The sequence below is a fragment of the Pseudomonas sp. Xaverov 83 genome, assembly GCF_019352905.1.
GTDB lineage: Bacteria > Pseudomonadota > Gammaproteobacteria > Pseudomonadales > Pseudomonadaceae > Aquipseudomonas > Aquipseudomonas yamanorum.
Genome location: NZ_JAAAFU010000038.1, coordinates 113,584 through 113,876, shown reverse-complemented (window position 1 = coordinate 113,876; position 293 = coordinate 113,584). Strand labels below are relative to the sequence as shown.

Here is a 293-nt window from a genome sequence, read left to right as displayed (position 1 = left end):
TCGAGTCGGTGATGGTGGTAACCGCTGGATGGCTGTTATCCGGAACCAGTTTCTCGAAGTTGCCGCCAGTAGCGGTGCTGATGGTGGTGCTGACCGTCGACCCGTTGTTGTAAACATCGTTGGCTGGCGTTTGGAAAACCACGGTGCCCGTGGTTTTGCCTGCGTCAATGGTAATAACTTGGCCGTTGGACAGCGTCACGGTCACTGGCGCATGCGCTTCATTCGAAAGCGTGGCGGTGTAGGTGATCTGGCCGCCTTCGGTGATGGCAGTGTCGGTGGTCGACAGCGTCACA

At 57.7% G+C, this 293-nt stretch carries 1 protein-coding gene; it reads right to left on the bottom strand.

Annotation, left to right across the window (positions count from 1 at the left end):
- Positions 1-293 (bottom strand): immunoglobulin-like domain-containing protein (locus K0H47_RS31100; RefSeq protein ID WP_257626668.1); only part of this gene is annotated, 293 nt, incomplete at both ends.